We start from the raw sequence: 15,510 nt of genomic DNA on the forward strand, positions 1-15,510 counted from the left end.
TGTGGTCCGCGCCGCCCTTTCCGCCGGATCGTCGGCCTGCTCGGCCAGCTCCAGCTGCCGCAGCACGTGGTCGCGCAAGTAGACGGCCTCCGCGATCGACTTGAAGCCCTTGGCATGGTCGGCGACGTCGCGGGCCTCGGCGCGGTCGAACAGGGCGATCACTTTGCGGGCGGCGAGTTCCCCGAGGCCGAAGGTGGGGCCGGCGATGCTGGCGGTAGGCGGCAGGGTCGGCGGGGAGTCCAGGGCGAGGTCGACGGAGAGATCGTCGTCCCCGGAGACGACGAGGCGGCAGAACGTGGTGGTGTCGCGGATCCGTCGGGTCGACCAGCCTCGGGCGGTGGCCGCGGTTTCGAACGCGTCGCGGGCGGCGGGCACGTCACTGTGGCCGGGCCGGGTGAAGAGTCGAGGTCCTGGGTGGGCGAGTGGTGAGACGTTGGGCGGCCAGGTTGCGCCGCCGGCGATGAGGAACCCGTCGCTGGCGGGCAGCGAGAAGAACACCGTGGCCACCTCGAGCGGGAGGGTGGTCAGCCCGGCCGGGACGCTTCCCCCGCGGGTCGCCGTGGTTCGGCACTACGGCCGTGCGTAGGGACTGCTCGATGAGGGGTGTCCAGGCGGCGCGGATGTCGCGGGGCAGGACGAGGTCATCCCACAGCTCGAGCAGCAGGACGCCGTCGATGTGACCGTGGCCAGGGCCTGCTCGGCGGGGGGCCGGGGCAGCTGCGTCGGGACGCAGATGGTGCGCCCCCGGCCGGTGACGTGCTTGACGAACTCCACCCGCGGCACCGCGGCCAGCTCGAAGCCCGCCTCTGCCAGCAGCCGCGCGGCGGTCTGCAGGGTGGGGGACTTTCGACTGTGTTCGTAGGCCGACAGCGTCGGGCGCGAGGTGTGGGCGCGGCGGGCGAGTTCGTAACAGCCTCATCCGCGGTCGCCGTGGCCGACCCCGTCGCGCCGCGGGAGCTGTTCCACCTCGGCCTTGCTCCAGCTCGGCTGCGCCCTCACCTGCCGCCGGCAATTGGCAGCGTCGTTATGAAACGACTTCGTAGTCACCTGATGTTCAGATTCCGGCTACCTTCGGGGCATCGATCGGGCGCTGCCGCATACCGGGAAGCCTATCGGCCGTGGGACAGGCGTCGTGACCTCGTGACCTCGTGACCTCGACGGAAGCTGGTTCCGGTGGGTCGTGCCTGGGTACCTGATCGGCCATGGCGCCGATTCCGCTCGCCCCGCATGTCTTCGTCATCTTCGGGGCCACCGGTGATCTGGCCCGTCGCAAGCTGTTCCCGGGCCTGTTCCACCTGTGGCAGCTCAACCTGTTGCCCGAGGAGTTCCGCATCATCGGCTCCAGCCGGGCCGCCCCGGGGACGCAGGAGGAGTTCCGGGGCATGCTCCACCATGCGGTGGAGCTGTTCCGCGGCGAGATCGACCACGAGGCGTGGCGGAAGTTCACAGCGCGAATCAGCTTCGTGATCGCCTCCGCCGAGGACGGCTCGGGGCTGGCCAAGGCGGTGCGGGCCGCCGAGAAGGAGATGGGCCCGGCCACCGAACGGGTGATCTACATGGCGATCCCGCCGTCGGCGACCGAGCCGATGGTGCGCATGCTCGGCAAGTTCGACCTTCATGAGCGGGCCAAGCTGGTGCTGGAGAAGCCGTTCGGCACCGACCTGGGGTCGGCGAAGCGGCTCAACGCCACGCTGCACGACGTGTTCGACGAGAGCCAGATCTATCGGATCGATCATTTCCTCGGCAAGGAGGCCGTGCAGAACATCCTGGCGCTTCGCTTCGCGAACGGGCTGTTCGAGCCGGTGTGGAATCTCCAGCACGTTTGCTATGTGCAGATCGACGTGCCGGAGGAGATCGACATCCAGGGCCGAGCGGATTTCATGGAGTCCACCGGAACCTTCCGGGACATGATCTCGACCCACCTGTTCCAGCTGCTCGGGTTCGTAGCGCTGGAGCCGCCGATTCGGCTGGACGCGGAGTCCCTGCACGACGAGAAGGCCAAGGTCTTCCACGCGATCCGGCCGCTGGATCCGGACCGGGTCGTCTTCGGTCAGTACGAGGGCTACCGGGATGAGGAGGGCGTGGACGCCTTCTCGGACGTGGAGACGTTCGTGGCCATGGAGGTCTACGTCGACAACTGGCGCTGGTTCGGCATCCCGTTCTACCTGCGCACGGGCAAGGCGATGGCCGAGAGCCGACGGACCATCACGCTCGGCTTCTGGGAGCCGCCGCTGAAGATGTTCCCCGGCGAGGTCGGGGGCCGGTGCAACGAGCTGGTCTTCGAGCTCACCGACGATCCGAAGATCTTCTGCGACGTCCGGGCGAAGATCCCGGGTCCCGAGCTGCAGGTCGGCCGCGGCCGGATGCGTGTCGACCTGGTGGAGGAGTTTCCCGGCTCCGAGCCGCTGGAGGCCTACGAGCGGTTGTTGCTCGACGTGATGCGCGGCGACCCGACGCTGTTCACCAGCACCGAGGAGGTGGAGCTGCTCTGGCAGCTGTGCGACCCGCTGCTGAAGAACCCGCAGAAGCCCAGGATCTATCCGAGGCGGTCGTGGGGTCCGCGGGAGGCGCTGCAGCTTCCCGGCGAGCATGGCTGGCGGATCCCCGACGGGTGAGCCCCGAAGACTCTCAGTAGGCCCTCTGCCGTGCTGGTGATGGCGCCGCTGTTCGAGCCGTTCTTCGAGGAGTTGAAGGCCAAGATCGAGACTCTTCCGGCGATGACCGGATGATCTTCAGACGGCCTCGGCGCAGATGGCGGGCGGCGCCGACGACCTCGCCATCGTGCGGAGCTCTTGGCATCAACGTGCATGGGCAGCTGCGTTCGGGAAAAGCGACACCTACCAGACCGCGAGATGGGTGTCGTACGTGACCGCGACGCGGGAACAGGACGTGGTGAACCGCTGCTCGAGCAGCACAACCAGGTCAGAAACCTGTTCAGTGAGCTGAAGACCGCGCCGGGCGAGCGGAAGTTGGAGTTGTTCGAGGAGCTCGTCCGGCTGCTCGCGGTGCACAGCTGCTGGCTCACTATGGGCCATCCGGCCGCGGCCCTCGTCGTCGGCGCGCTCGGCGCGGGTACGCATCCACCTCAAGGAGCGGCCGCTGTGCCACGTAGCCGGTGCGGCCTACACCGACTTCGCAGCCCTGCCAACAGGAGCAGTGCCGGGAGCGTGCTGGCTCCCGCGCCGTCAGGCCCGGCCACCGCATAGTGCGGGGTTCGGCGTCGCGTCTGCGACAGGACGTGCGGCCCGGGGATCAACGGGCGGGCTGCTCCGCCTGGTAGCCGGCGTTCTGGGCCTGCCACATCCAGCGAGTCTGCTCGAGCTGCCTGCTGATCTCGATGAACAGGTCCTGGGTGACCAGGTCGGCCGTCTCGGTCTCCTGGATGCGTGGGCGGATGCGGCGCACGGCCACGTCGACCGACTCGGAGATCTGCCGGATGACGTCGCGGTCTTTGACCCAGCCTTCGTTGAACGCCGGGATCCCGCTCTGCCCGGCGACGGTCGCGGTTCGCCCGTCCGGGGGGACGCCGACCGCGGCGGCACGCTCGGCCACCTGGTCGGAGTACTTGCGGGCGACGTCAACCAGTTCGTCGAGGTGTTCGTGGACGTCGCGGAACTGCCGGCCGACCAGGTTCCAGTGGGCCTGTTTGGCCTCCAAGGAGAGATCGATCAGGTCGACGAGTGTGGCCTGCAGCGCCGCGCCGATGGTGTTGCGGGCCTGGTCGTCGAGGATGCTGGGGATGGGCTCGGCCATGACTGCGGGCTCCGGATCTCGTCGGGCGTGGCGGCCCACCGCGGGACCGGCCAGTTGCTTCGGGGCGCCGATCGGGTACCCGAGGCCTCGGCGACGAACCTCCGGAACAGCGAACCACCGGTGTCCGACCGCAACGCGGCGATGGGCACCGGGGCCTCCCTCGAGCGCCGCCACCATCCCGGTATATGGAGCGGTGGCCGGGCGCCGATCGAAGCAGGCCGGGATCAGGTTGCGCACCACCCCTGGTGCCGCACTCGGTGTTACGGCCGCGGCCAGATGGCCACCGAGTTCGATGATCGCGTTCGTGGTGGCCGATGTGGAGCAGCGAGGGCCCGCACAGCCCACGGGAACTGATCGAACTGTCCATCCATTTCTCGTCCATGGTCGCGAGTGCAGCGCGGCGACCGTGCACCCTGACGGGCCGGCGGATCCGCAGATCTCCCTATTCGGGCCCGCCGGCGGTCACCTGCGGTCGAGCAGACGCCGGGCGGTGCGCAGCCGCTTCTCCCTCTCACTGGCCCCACGTACAGCCTGCGGTCGGTAGCGACCACTGGAAAGGATCTTGATGATCTGGCGACGGCTACGGGTAGGCCGCCGCATCCATCTGTTCGCACCAATGGACGGGCTGGGGCGTGCGTGGTCGGGCAGCGGCTGAACGGTCTCTGTGAGAGATCGCGCTCCACGGGCGCCGCGGTGGTTAGGACTCGCGGACGACCTCGTCCGGTGACTTGTCGGGACGCAGGCCGCGCCATGTCGGGTGGCGCAGCCGGCCGTCCCTGGTCCACTCGCTGAGTTGCACCTCGCCCACCAGGGTGGGGGTGACCCAGTGCGCATCCTTGGTGTCGGCCGGGGGGAGCGCACCGGCGAACGGCGAGGTCGTGCGCTCGAGTGTGCCCAGGTTGGCGCCGAGGTCGTCGAGGATCTGCTGGGTAAAGCCGGTGCCGACCTGCCCGACGTACTCCAGTCCGAGGGGCCCGGGTATGCCCAGCAGCAGGGACCCGATCGTCCCGGCGCGCCGCCCCTTCCCGGGCTTCCAGCCTCCGACGACGACCTCCTGCATGGCGGCGTGCTTGACCTTGATCCAGGCCTTGGACCGGCGCCCCGGCTCGTAGACGGAGTCGAGCCGCTTGGCCACGATGCCCTCGAGCCCCTGCTGCTTCGAGGCGGCCAGCACGTTCGCCCCGCCGCCGGCGGAGTTCGGCGGGGTGTCCCAGTGCGGGCCGGAAAGCCCCACGGACTCGAGCAGTTTCCGTCGTTCCCGGTAGGGCAGCCCCATGGTGTTGTGACCGTCGAGGTGGAGCAGGTCGAACGCGAGGTAGGTCACCGGCACCTGCTCCGAGAGCCGCTGGATTCGGGATGGGTCCCGCAGGTGTATCCGCGGCTGCAGCGCCGCGAAGGAGATCCGGCCCGTTGAGCGGTCGCGCGCCACGATCTCACCGTCCAGCACCACGCGGGTAGAACCCAGTGCCTCTCCGAGGGCCGCCAGCTCGGGGTATGCCTCGGTGATGTCCCGCTCGTTGCGGGACACGACGCGCACCTGGCCCCGGTCGACGTGGACGACGGCGCGCAGGCCGTCCCATTTCATCTCATAGCCGAACTCGGCGTCCCGGTCGGGCGCAGGTAGCTCCCCGAGCGTGGCGGCCATCGGCCGCACCAGCTCCGGCATCGGCTCCCGCTCACCAGAGCTCATCGGGCCTCATCAGACGTCGGCGGATCCATCCGATGGATCAGCCACTGGTCGCCGCGGGTGCGGAACAGCACGTAGCGGCCCCGGGCGCGGCAGCCGTGAAGCACCACCTTGACCTCGCGGTCGGTCCACTTCTCGCACTCATAAGTGCCGCGATCCCAGATCCTCACGCGCCCGGCGCCGTACTCGCCCGGGGGGATCTCGCCCTCAAAGGTGGCGTATTCCAGCGGATGGTCTTCGGTGTGGATCGCGAGGTGGTTCCTCCGCGGATCCGTCGGTAGCCCCTTGGGCAGCGCCCAAGACACCAGCACCCCGCCACGCTCGAACCGCAGATCCCAGTGCAACCGCCGCGCATGGTGCTCCTGAATGACGAACGTGTCGTCATGGCCGTGGGGCAACGGACGCTCGGCGGGCATCGGCTCCGGCGTGCGGGACGCGGAGCGCTTCTGGCGATATCTCGACAGCGCGTCGGCCACACCTCGTTTCTACGCCGGCTGCAGCGCCACCCGTGCCGTCGACGGGCCACCCGTGAGGCCGCAGCGACAGCCCTGCCGGTTCTCAATCAAGTCGAGAACCGTGCCCGCCGCTGACCAGCGCGTTGGCCAACTTCAGTGAGACGAATCCGGCGTGGTCGTCTCACCCAAGCTGAGCGCCACACGGTCGAGCTCCGGTCGATTCTGTTTGTGCCGGCGTCCCAGTGGGACTCTGCCCGGTCAGGCGAGCCGATCAGCAGGCCGGGGAGGTGGCCCGTCGAGTGAGCGCGGCGAAGGCCCCAGCGGTGGTACTGGTGGGGATCGACGAGTCGCCCGAGCCGGGTGCGGCCCGGTGTGGGTGGTGCACTACGCCTAATACGGGGGCGACGGTACGGGCGGTGGCAGTGGTGGACCTGCCGGTGACACCGGCCGCGTTCGGGGCGCCGGTGCCCCTCTCCGACACCGGGCTCGAGGCCCACGCGCGGTCCTGGCCGGATCAGGTGCCGGCGCGGCTGCCTGCAGCCGGTGCGCCGGCGGTTGGAGCGGTCGAGGCCTGTACCACGCAGGGTGATCCCTCGACCGTGCTGTTGAAGATGGCCGCGCAGCCCGTGCTGCTGGGATTGGGCAACACGCGTCGCAGCGCCCTGGGCAGTGCCTTGGTCGAGTTGGTCGCCACGCGCCGCGTCCACCGAGCCCGCTGCCCCGTCGTCCTGGTGCCCGGCTCCGATGCCTCACCGCGAAGGCGATCACCGTGACCAGTGCTGGCCCCAGTGAGGGTGTGCCGTCCTTTCAGTCTGCCGAGCCCGGGAGTGGCCTCCCCGCCGACGCCTCACTGGAGGCGACTGGTGGCGGGAGCGAAGAGCAGGTCGCGGACAGGGACTGCGGTGCCATGGCGGACCCCGTGCGGATGTACCTCACCCAGATCAGCAAGGTGGCGCTGCTGAGCGCGACACAGGAGGTGGACCTCGCCACCCGCATCGAGGCCGGGCTGTTCGCCGCCGAGCGACTCGACCGCGCCGCCCGTGTCGCAACCCCGCGGGAGCAACTGTGCCCGGGGCTGCGCGAGGAGTTGGAATGGATCGCCCGTGACGGCGCCCGGGCCCGCGATCACCTGGTGAAGGCCAACCTGCGCCTCGTGGTCTCGGTGGCCAAGCGCTACACCGGCCGCGGCCTGGCGTTGCTGGACCTGATCCAGGAAGGCAACCTGGGCCTGATCCGGACGGTGGAGAAGTTCGACTGCACCCGGGGCCATCGATTTTCCACCTACGCCACCTGGTGGATCCGCCAGACCATCACCCGCGCCCTAACAGACCAGGCCCGCACCATCCGTCTCCCGGTGCGCGTCGTCGAGGTCCTCAACAAGCTTCGCCGCCTCCAGCGCGAGCTGTACCGACACCTGGGCCGCGAGCCCACCCCCGACGAGCTCGCCGCCCGGCTGGGCATCGCCCCGGAGAAGTTGCGGGCGTTGCAGCGCGCCGCTCGCCAGCCGCTCTCGCTGGACCAGAGCGCCGGTGTCGAGAGCGACGCCCGGCTCGGGGATGTCATCGAGGATGCCCAGGCCCTGGGGACCGTGGACACGCTCAGCTTCACCCTGCTGCGCGAGCAGCTGCAGGGGGTGCTCGCGACGCTGTCCGAGCGCGAAGCCGGCGTGATCCGGCTGCGTTTCGGGTTCACCGACGGCCACCCGCGCAGCCTGGAGCAGATCGGTCAGGTCTACGGGCTGAGTCGGGAGCGGATCCGGCAGATCGAGGCCAGGTCCATGCACAGTTTGCGCCATTCTCAGCATTCCGACCGGCTGCGCGGCTACCTCGACTAGCTCCCAGAGTTGCCTACGGCTCGATTTGTCCTGCGAGGCCGATCCCGGGCCCGGTTATAGCGCTGGCGGGGCGAGGTTTGTCCGCCCCCGGTGGCCCAGGATCACTCGATGAAGCCACCATCAGCCCCCGAGGCCAGACGCACGCGGCGACACGTTCCCCGCCGCGCGCGCACCCGGCATGGCGGGATTCGATGAATGCCACTTCGCGGAGGTCGTTGTCATGCAACCCGATCCGGCATCAACCTCACCTTCCCCATCACAACCAGGACCAGGACGGGGTGTGGAGCGTGCCGCCGAACTGTTGCTGGTGGACCTGCGCCTGGCCTGGCCGGTGTTGCTGGCGCGGGCGGTGTTCGCGGTCGCGTTGGGTCTGGTCGCCCTGATCTGGCCGACGATCACGTTGCTGGTCCTGGCATGGACCTTCGGCATCTACGCCATCCTCGATGGCGTCACCCAGATCATCGACGGGGTCCGCCGCCGTGACCGGCCTCGCTGGTGGATCAGCCTGCTGCTCGGCCTGCTCAGCCTCGCCGCCGGCGTGATCGCGCTGATCTGGCCCGACATCACCGCGGTCGCCCTCGCCATCGTGGTCGGCATCTGGGCGCTGGCCACCGGGGTCATCGAGATCATCAGCGCCGTTCGACAGCGCCGCGAGCGGCGCCGGGTCGCATTATTAGGGCTCGCCGGGCTGCTCTCGGTGGTGGCCGGCGTGTTGATCCTGGCCTGGCCGGTCCCTGGCGCGCTCGCGCTGGCGCTGCTGATCGGAGCGTTCGCCGTGGTGTACGGCGTCTTGCTCGCGGCGCTGGCGTTGGCGCTGCGCGATGCCGCAAACTCCTCGACCACCGAACCTTCCTCGGCCCCGGCCTCACCCTGACCGAGACGCCGGATCGCTGACCCGCGGAGGGGGACCGGCGCGCCGCCCCGACAGCCGCCGAGGACCGGACACGGGCGCAGCAACTGAACAGTCCAGCTGGCACCGCAGTTCCTGCTTTCCGGGAGGTACCCGTGCTCAACGACGGCGAGCGCCGCCGGCTCGAAGCGCTCGAGCACCAGATCAGGCTCGGGGACCCGGACCTGGCCGCCGCGCTGCACACCATGAGGCTCCCGCCCGATGGCCCCACGAGCTGGCGGGCGATCGCATTCGTGGTGATCGCACCGCTCGTGATCGAGCTATTCATCGTGACCTTCGGCATCCTCGCAACTACCATGATCACCGCGATCGCGATGTGCGCGATCGTCGGTGGGCCACGGCCCCGCCAACACAACCGCGACCGCAGCCGCTGAACGGCCAACCGAATCCGAGTCCGGCTCCATTCACCCGTAACCGGGGAGCGATCGACGACCCCACCGGGAGGCTTGTTATGGGGAGGCGCCGTAGGTGGTGATTCTCGGACGAGGGGATGGCAGCAGCAATGGTGCGGCCAGCCGCGCGCGCGATCTGCTGATCGTGGCGCTTGTCGTGATCGCGCGACGCCGGCAGACCCGTTCCGACATGACCGCGAATGTCATCGCTGAGTCCGGCGCCGCAGCGGCCAATCCGCCGTGGCGGTGGCGTGTGTCCACGTCCCGGCGACTGCTCGATGAGAGTGTTTGGGCAGCTCAGGTAGGGTCGAGGGTGTGATCCGGGGCGGTGGGATGAGCCCGCAGGCCCGAAGAATGCCCAACTGGGCGGCGGTCGGCTCGGTGGTCTGCACGACGCTGCCGGACGGCCGGTGAGGGTGATCGCGTGCAGCCGGCCCAGCTCGCGGTTGATGGCGCGCCAGGTCTGGCCGGTGCGTCGTTCGGCGACCCGGATCAGCAGCAGGGCGAACCAGCAGAGCAGGACATGGGCGCGGATGCTGGGCTCGATCCGATGGTACACCGGGCGCAGCTCGATCGTGGACTTCAGTCGCGGAACCCGCGCTCGGCCTCAAGGAGCTTCGTGTAGCCCAGCGCGACGTCCTCGGCCGACAGGTCCGGATCCGAGGTCAAGAGCAAATACTTCCCGTCCAACCGCGTCTCGGCGGCGATCTTGGCCCGGTCCAGCGCGAGCCGGCCAGAGGGGTGTGGCGCGGCCAGCGGCCGAGCGCGGGTGCTCGCGCAGGGCGCACTCGGCCTGGACGTGCGCGGCCTTGTCCCGCTCAGCCCGCCACGCCGGGGAACAGCCGCCGGAGGAGCGGGCGATGCCTGGGCCCGGCCCGTGCGCGCTCAACGGCGAACTGTCGGTGCCGGAAGCCTCGGCCCAGGCGATGAGCCGGCCCGATGTGCCGGCGTTGACCGCCAAACTGCAGGGGCAATTGCTGCTCGTGCGGTGAGCGAGGACTTGGGGGTCGATCCCGATCGTGATGAGGGCAGGAGGGCTCGAGGCGTCGGCGGTAGGAGGAGCTCGCCGCAGCGGGCGCCGTGAGTTGACGCGGGCGCCGTGAGTTGACGTCACACCCTGCGTCGATTCACGGTGTTCTACTCCTGGGCCTTGCGAGCTACGACGACCGGGCAAGGAGCGTGACTCACGCAATGCAGGCTCACTGAACCCAGCGTGATCGCGAAAACGGTGCTACGTCCCCGATTCCCGACGGCCAAGATATCGGCACCCCGGGCTTCACGAACGAGCACAAGGGCGGGATGACCCTCGAATACAGAGGTGCGGATCTTCACCTCCGGGTTGGGACCGAGTGTCGCGTCCACGGTGTTGGTCAACACGGTCAGGGCATCAGCGGCGAAGTCCACGTCAACTCCCACAGGAACTTCCAGGCCGAATATAGTCGGCCGTTCCCAAGCGATCACGGCGTGCACCGTCTCGCCTATCGCCTTCGCATAGCGGACAGCCCATCGCAGCGCGCTCTTGGATGGTTCTGACCCGTCGACGCCCACGAGGACCCCGACCCGGTCGCGGATGTCTCGCGTCTCGGTCATGATGCGGTCCCGTCCCCGAATACCAACCTGGACTATTACATCAATTCAGAAAAATCTGGCAATTTGTTGTTGCTCGGTGGAGCAAGGGAGGTCAGTACTACATCTAGCGCCGGCGCGCTGCCAGACACAGGTCTCGACAGGTCCACCCTGGGGGGGCAGATCTAGCACCACGAGGACGAAGTCCTGCTCGTCGTCGTTGTGGCACTCTTCCCGGGCCCGGACCGACACACGTTCGGAGTGAGCCAGACGCCGCGACGGGCGGATGCGACGAGCAGGGGTGATGCATCGTCATACCGCAGTTGATCACATCGATACGCAGGGGCCGATGTGGCTTCGTGGTCGACCTGGGCGGCGCGCAAGCGGTTGCCGACCCGCTGCACATTCCCGTCACCGGCCCGCTCGCCAAGACCATCACCCGCGGCCATCACCTGGTGGCGCTGCCGGTCGGCCGGTTGCGGGTCGCCCTGGACTGGCTGGCCGACACGGTGACCGCCAGATAGTGCAGTTCGGGCTGGTCTTGCGAAGCCGCTGTCCGGCTCGCGGACGCGGACCAGATCGTCTGAACCCGGACGACTCACCACCTTCAGGAGGAAGGGATGTCGGATCGATTGTTCCAGGACCGCCGGGACGCCGGGCGCACCTTGGCCGGCTTGCTCGACCACTACCGGGGTCGGGAGGACGTGGTGGTCCTGGGGTTGCCGCGGGGTGGTGTGCCGGTGGCCTACGAGGTCGCCCGCGCGCTGGGCGCCCCGTTGGACGTCTTCGTGGTCCGCAAGCTGGGCGTGCCCGGACACGAGGAGGTGGCCATGGGCGCCATCGCCAGTGGCGGGGTGGTCGTGATCAACGACGATGTCGTGCGCGGCCTGGGCATCACCCCGGAGGTGATCCAGCGGGTGGCCGAGCAGGAGGGGCGCGAACTTCTCCGCCGGGAGCAGGCCTACCGGGACGGCCGGCCGATGCCCGAGCTGACGGACAAGACGGTCATCCTCGTCGACGACGGCCTCGCGACGGGCTCGAGCATGCACGCGGCGATCATCGCGCTGCGCGAGCACAAGCCGGGGCGGATCGTCGTCGCGGTGCCGGCGGCGCCGAAGTCGACCTGCCAGGAGCTCTCTGCCCTGGTCGACGAGGTCATCTGCGCGACGACCCCGTCGCCGTTCCTCGCCGTCGGCGCCTGGTACTGGGACTTCAGTCAGACCACCGATGAGGAGGTCCGTGACCTGCTGCGCGCCGCGGCGACCTCGGTCCCGGCGCGTACCGCGGAGCGGACCCTCAGTGACACCGATGTGATCCGATCTGCCGGGATTCCGACCGAGGAGGGCGTGCCGTCCGACGATGCGCTGTTCGAGCTGGTCGGCGACGCCCACATCGTGCTGCTCGGGGAGGCCTCGCACGGTACCGGCGACTTCTACGCCGCGCGTGCGGCCATGACCCGCCGGCTGGTCGAGGAGAAGGGGTTCTGTGCGGTGGCGGCCGAGGCGGACTGGCCGGACGCCTACCGGGTGAACCGGTACGTCCGGGGCCGCGGCGAGGATGCTGACGCCGAGGAGGCGCTGCGCGGCTTCCAACGCTTCCCCACCTGGATGTGGCGCAACGCCGTGGTTCTGGACTTCGTCGGGTGGCTGCGTGAGCGCAACGACCGGATCGACGACGAGCGGCGCAAGGCCGGGTTCTACGGCCTGGACCTCTACAGCCTCTACCGCTCCATCGACGAGGTCATCACCTATCTCGACCGTGTGGATCCGGCGGCGGCCCAGCGTGCCCGGGAGCGCTACGGCTGCTTCGACCACTACGGCACCGACGACGGCCAGACCTACGGTTTGGCGGCCGCCCTGGGCGCCGGCGAGACCTGCGAGCAGGAAGTGATCGACCAGCTCGTCGACCTGCAACGCCATGGGTTGGAGTACGCCCGGCGCGACGGGCTGCTTGCCGAGGACGAGCAGTTCTACGCCGAGCAGAACGCCCTGGTGGTCCGCAACGCCGCGGAGTACTACCGGTCGATGTTCAGCGGCCGCGCTCTGTCGTGGAACCTGCGGGACCGGCACATGGTCGAGACCCTCGACGCGGTCCAAGGCCACCTGACCAGGCAGCTCGGTGACCCGGCAAAGATCGTCGTGTGGGAGCACAACTCCCACCTCGGCGACGCCCGGGCGACCGAGATGGCGGCCCGGGGCGAGCTGAACGTGGGGCAGCTCGTACGCGAGCGCCACGCCGGCGACTGCCGCAATCTCGGTTTCACCACCTACACCGGGACTGTCACCGCCGCCGACGACTGGGGCGGAGAGGCGCAGCGCAAGTGGGTGCGCCCGGCATTGCCCGGCAGCATCGAGGAGCTGTTCCACGAGGTCGGCCAGAAGGAGTTCATGCTTTCCTTCGCGACGGCCACGCGAGCGGCCGAGGTGCTCCGCCCGGCGCGCCTGGAGCGCGCGATCGGGGTCATCTACCGACCCGAGACCGAGCGGGCGAGCCACTACTTCCGTGCCCGGGTGGCCGACCAGTTCGACGCCGTGATCCACATCGACGACACGCGCGCAGTCGAACCCCTCGAACGAACGGCCCTCTGGGAGACCGGCGAGGTCCCCGAAACCTACCCGTTCGCGGTCTGACCGACCGGGAGCAGCCACAGCAGCTGCAGCCAGAACAGCGAGAGCCGCACGATCGCCTCCGTAGCCTTCGCCGCTGCCCATCCCAGGGAGGACCCCATGAGCGCTCCGAGCGCCACCCATCAGAATCTGCAGATTCCGGTCGCCGGCGTCGTACTCGAAGCCGATCTCGGGGTGCCGCGGGAGTCCCCGCGCGGGGCGGTGCTGTTCGCCCACGGCAGCGGCAGCGGCCGGCACAGCCCACGCAATCGCTATGTCGCCGACGAACTCAACCGCGCCGGTCTGGTCACCGTGCTGGCCGACCTGCTCACCCGGGAGGAGGAGCAGGTCGACCTGCGGACCGCGGCGCTGCGCTTCGACATCGACCTGCTCGCCGCGCGGGTCACCGCCGTGACCGACTGGGCGGCCGACAACGAACCCACGGCCGGCCTGGGCATCGGCCTGTTCGGGGCGAGCACCGGCGCCGCGGCCGCGCTCATCGCCGCGGCGAGCCGGCCGACCATCGTGCAGGCCGTCGTCTCCCGCGGCGGACGACCCGACCTCGCCGACGAGCACCTGCACCAGGTGCGCCAGCCCACCTTGCTGATCGTCGGCGAACGCGACCCGGTCGTCATCGAACTCAATCGCCAGGCGATGCGGAAGCTGGGCGGTGAGACCCGTCTCGAGATCGTTCCGGGCGCGACGCACCTGTTCGAGGAACCCGGGACCTTGGAACAGGTGGCCGGCCTGGCGCGAGACTGGTTCCTCCGCCACCTTCAGCCGATCCCACAACGGACGGAAAGGCCATGACGGTCAAACTGAACCAGAGAGCGTTCGAGCAGGCACAGGATCTGATCGTGGCAGGCAAGTACGTCATCGACGACCGCGACGCGTGGAGCGAGCACCAGCCCTCCACGCAGCAGGAGAACGACTTCATCGAACAGCACGGAATCGCCGAGTACGCCAAGTGGCACCTCGGCATCGACGACCAGGAGGACCCGGACAACAAGGGCCGCTACAAGTTCCCCTACGGTGACTTCGAAAAGGTCCACCGCTGCGGACTGCTGGCCGCCGAGTCACGCGCCGGGCAGCGCAAGTACTACGACATCGAACTCGCGGTGGCCCACCTGCACGGCATGCTGGAGGCACTGCGGCGGACAGCGTAGACGCGCACCGGCCGGTTCAGGGAGCATCCGGCATGCCCGTCCGGCCCGGCGAACTCCTGGCGCGCACCATTCGCGCCATCGAGGTCGCCGAGGACACCATCCACGTGGTCGTCGCGATCCTGCTCACGACGCTGGGGCTCGCGCTGATCATCGACACCGCCCGCCAGATCGCGGTCATCCTGGCCGGCCCCTACAACCTGCCCGGGATCGTGCTCGCTGTTCTCGATGAAACCCTGCTGCTGTTCATCATCGCCGAACTACTGCACACCGTGGCCATCGCGCTGCGACATGGCGGGGCCCTGGACCCCGAACCCTTCCTCGTCATCGGCCTGGTCGCCGGTATCCGGCGGGTTCTCGTGCTGACCGCCGAATCCGAGCCCTCGTTCCACTGGAATCCACAAGGAATCGAACTGCTCATCCTGATGGCGCTGATCCTCGTCATGGCGATCACCACCCTGGTCTGGCGGCATTCGATCCGCCTCCGCGAGAACGCAACCTCGGTGACCGCTCCTTCTCCGGCGCGAAGGAATCGGGGATGACCGGTCGGAACACCAGTCCTCGGGACGTGTGGAGCGCTGCGGACTGGTTGCATCACGCGGCCGAGGTGCTGCGGCGGATCGCCCGCGACACGACGCCGGGACCGTGGCGCTGGGGCGACCGGGATGTCGCCGGCGGCGCCCTGGAGCGGCACCGGACAACGCTGGAGCGCGCACCGATGCACGCCGCGTTCCCGGCCGTCAGACGGCGTGACGACGGTGAGGCGGTGCTCCCCGGCCTGAGGGATCCGCTGGATCTGTTCGGCGACCCGCTGGACTCGATCTATCCGCACGTGCACGCGAACGCCCGCTGGATCACCGTTCTCAACCCCTCCATCGCCGAGTCCCTCGCCGCCCTGCTGGACTCTCTCGCCGAGAGCGCGGAGCAGACCGTGAAGGCGGGTGGGTCGACCGATCACGAGCCCTACCTCTCCGCCGTCGACCTCGCCCGGCTGATCGTCGAGGCGGCCCAGGACCGGCCGCCCACAACCCCAGCGCGACCACCAGGGCCACCTCCGTCGCCGCGAGGCCCCGCTCCAGCAGGCCGAGCGGTACGGCCCGCCACCAGGGCACACCGGTGAGCGGGCGGAGCGCGAAGCCGGCCA

Annotated in this window: 19 protein-coding genes; 12 read left to right on the forward strand and 7 right to left on the reverse strand. The window is 69.2% G+C overall.

Translation table 11 applies throughout. From position 1 onward, the window contains the following. Together HF519_RS31800 and HF519_RS33375 are read right to left on the reverse strand one after the other, a co-directional pair. Nucleotides 1-507: hypothetical protein (locus HF519_RS31800; protein WP_312860339.1), on the reverse strand; the 507-nt coding region annotated here is incomplete at its 3' end. A 63-nt stretch (nucleotides 508-570) separates the two neighbouring features. Further along, nucleotides 571-870, reverse strand: coding sequence for a hypothetical protein (locus HF519_RS33375; RefSeq protein ID WP_369009261.1), 300 nt, complete (start codon nucleotides 868-870; stop codon nucleotides 571-573). Nucleotides 871-1,202: 332 nt separating this feature from the next. Between HF519_RS33375 and zwf the strand changes: the two genes are divergently transcribed. Then, nucleotides 1,203-2,615, forward strand: a complete 1,413-nt coding sequence (gene zwf / locus HF519_RS25500) for a glucose-6-phosphate dehydrogenase (RefSeq protein WP_169415540.1) — start codon at nucleotides 1,203-1,205, stop codon at nucleotides 2,613-2,615. Nucleotides 2,616-2,837: 222 nt separating this feature from the next. Here zwf and HF519_RS25505 read toward each other — a convergent pair whose 3' ends face one another. The 4 genes from HF519_RS25505 to HF519_RS31805 form a co-directional block, all read right to left on the reverse strand. Then, nucleotides 2,838-3,080 (reverse strand): hypothetical protein, encoded by a 243-nt coding sequence (locus tag HF519_RS25505; protein WP_169415541.1) that lies wholly within the window; start codon nucleotides 3,078-3,080, stop codon nucleotides 2,838-2,840. A 172-nt stretch (nucleotides 3,081-3,252) separates the two neighbouring features. Continuing rightward, a complete protein-coding gene (locus HF519_RS25510; protein WP_169415542.1) occupies nucleotides 3,253-3,753 on the reverse strand; it encodes a Dps family protein in 501 nt (166 codons plus the stop codon). Nucleotides 3,754-4,450: 697 nt separating this feature from the next. Then, entirely contained in the window at nucleotides 4,451-5,443 is a 993-nt protein-coding gene (gene ligD / locus HF519_RS25515; protein ID WP_246245167.1) for a non-homologous end-joining DNA ligase, read from the reverse strand. Then, the gene (locus tag HF519_RS31805) at nucleotides 5,440-5,916 is read right to left on the reverse strand and encodes a DNA polymerase ligase N-terminal domain-containing protein (RefSeq protein WP_308259471.1); all 477 of its coding nucleotides are present in this window, start codon (nucleotides 5,914-5,916) and stop codon (nucleotides 5,440-5,442) included. Before HF519_RS31805 ends, ligD begins: the two co-directional genes overlap by 4 nt. Nucleotides 5,917-6,227: 311 nt before the next feature. Here HF519_RS31805 and HF519_RS25520 point away from each other — a divergent pair, with 311 nt between their 5' ends. From HF519_RS25520 to HF519_RS32555, 5 genes are all read left to right on the forward strand, one after another. After that, nucleotides 6,228-6,668: a universal stress protein gene (locus HF519_RS25520; protein ID WP_312860342.1), complete on the forward strand. Its 441-nt coding sequence runs from the start codon at nucleotides 6,228-6,230 to the stop codon at nucleotides 6,666-6,668. Further along, nucleotides 6,659-7,729: an RNA polymerase sigma factor gene (locus tag HF519_RS25525; RefSeq protein WP_438826440.1), complete on the forward strand. Its 1,071-nt coding sequence runs from the start codon at nucleotides 6,659-6,661 to the stop codon at nucleotides 7,727-7,729. The genes HF519_RS25520 and HF519_RS25525 overlap by 10 nt, the downstream gene beginning before the upstream one ends. Nucleotides 7,730-8,009: 280 nt before the next feature. After that, nucleotides 8,010-8,603 (forward strand): HdeD family acid-resistance protein, encoded by a 594-nt coding sequence (locus tag HF519_RS25530; RefSeq protein WP_169415545.1) that lies wholly within the window; start codon nucleotides 8,010-8,012, stop codon nucleotides 8,601-8,603. A 131-nt stretch (nucleotides 8,604-8,734) separates the two neighbouring features. After that, complete coding sequence (locus tag HF519_RS25535; protein ID WP_169415546.1) at nucleotides 8,735-9,013, forward strand: DUF3040 domain-containing protein; 279 nt, start codon at nucleotides 8,735-8,737, stop codon at nucleotides 9,011-9,013. Between the two features lie 878 nt (nucleotides 9,014-9,891). Further along, nucleotides 9,892-10,023, forward strand: coding sequence for a hypothetical protein (locus HF519_RS32555; RefSeq protein WP_256438552.1), 132 nt, complete (start codon nucleotides 9,892-9,894; stop codon nucleotides 10,021-10,023). A 145-nt stretch (nucleotides 10,024-10,168) separates the two neighbouring features. Here HF519_RS32555 and HF519_RS25540 read toward each other — a convergent pair whose 3' ends face one another. Next, on the reverse strand, nucleotides 10,169-10,621 hold the full coding sequence (locus HF519_RS25540; protein WP_169415547.1) for a universal stress protein: 453 nt from the start codon (nucleotides 10,619-10,621) through the stop codon (nucleotides 10,169-10,171). Nucleotides 10,622-10,956: 335 nt separating this feature from the next. Between HF519_RS25540 and HF519_RS25545 the strand changes: the two genes are divergently transcribed. The 6 genes from HF519_RS25545 (at nucleotide 10,957) to HF519_RS30635 (ending at nucleotide 15,486) form a co-directional block, all read left to right on the forward strand. After that, on the forward strand, nucleotides 10,957-11,121 hold the full coding sequence (locus HF519_RS25545; protein ID WP_169415548.1) for a hypothetical protein: 165 nt from the start codon (nucleotides 10,957-10,959) through the stop codon (nucleotides 11,119-11,121). Between the two features lie 96 nt (nucleotides 11,122-11,217). After that, complete coding sequence (locus HF519_RS25550; RefSeq protein ID WP_169415549.1) at nucleotides 11,218-13,227, forward strand: erythromycin esterase family protein; 2,010 nt, start codon at nucleotides 11,218-11,220, stop codon at nucleotides 13,225-13,227. Between the two features lie 96 nt (nucleotides 13,228-13,323). Beyond that, on the forward strand, nucleotides 13,324-14,013 hold the full coding sequence (locus tag HF519_RS25555; RefSeq protein WP_169415550.1) for a dienelactone hydrolase family protein: 690 nt from the start codon (nucleotides 13,324-13,326) through the stop codon (nucleotides 14,011-14,013). Beyond that, a complete protein-coding gene (locus HF519_RS25560; protein ID WP_169415551.1) occupies nucleotides 14,010-14,369 on the forward strand; it encodes a hypothetical protein in 360 nt (119 codons plus the stop codon). Before HF519_RS25555 ends, HF519_RS25560 begins: the two co-directional genes overlap by 4 nt. A gap of 104 nt (nucleotides 14,370-14,473) precedes the next feature. Further along, entirely contained in the window at nucleotides 14,474-14,908 is a 435-nt protein-coding gene (locus HF519_RS25565) for a phosphate-starvation-inducible PsiE family protein (protein ID WP_312860341.1), read from the forward strand. Continuing rightward, nucleotides 14,905-15,486 (forward strand): hypothetical protein, encoded by a 582-nt coding sequence (locus HF519_RS30635; protein ID WP_211170570.1) that lies wholly within the window; start codon nucleotides 14,905-14,907, stop codon nucleotides 15,484-15,486. Before HF519_RS25565 ends, HF519_RS30635 begins: the two co-directional genes overlap by 4 nt. Nucleotides 15,487-15,510: the final 24 nt, after the last annotated feature.

The sequence above is a fragment of the Pseudonocardia bannensis genome (assembly GCF_012911875.1).
Classification (GTDB): Bacteria; Actinomycetota; Actinomycetes; order Mycobacteriales; family Pseudonocardiaceae; genus Pseudonocardia; species Pseudonocardia bannensis.